Origin of the sequence: Pseudomonas sp. 2995-1, from assembly GCF_002742505.1 — a bacterium.
Classification (GTDB): domain Bacteria; phylum Pseudomonadota; class Gammaproteobacteria; order Pseudomonadales; family Pseudomonadaceae; genus Aquipseudomonas; species Aquipseudomonas sivasensis.
In genome coordinates this window covers 1-235 of sequence record NZ_LJSA01000430.1, presented here as the reverse complement: position 1 = coordinate 235, position 235 = coordinate 1, and the positions used below count along the sequence as shown (strand labels likewise).

At 36.6% G+C, this 235-nt stretch carries 1 protein-coding gene; it reads left to right on the top strand.

Translation table 11 applies throughout. The features are described 5' to 3' along the window. Window positions 1-11 precede the first annotated feature (11 nt). Window positions 12-161 (top strand): hypothetical protein, encoded by a 150-nt coding sequence (locus tag AOA61_RS32905; protein WP_368731123.1) that lies wholly within the window; start codon window positions 12-14, stop codon window positions 159-161. Window positions 162-235: the final 74 nt, after the last annotated feature.

Here is a 235-nt window from a genome sequence, read left to right as displayed (position 1 = left end):
CCATAAAAGCGGTGCAGAAGGAAACAGGACATAAAGGGAAAAAACTGTTTATGCCAATCCGAGTAGCTACAACAGGACAGACACATGGGCCAGATTTACCTCAGGCAATTTCATTATTAGGTAAGGACGTAGTATCGAACCGCGTAGGGAAATTAATATAGTAAAACATTGTTTTATCTTGAAATATATTGAACGTAGATGAGGAGAAGTAAAATAAGTTATTCCTTTATTAGAG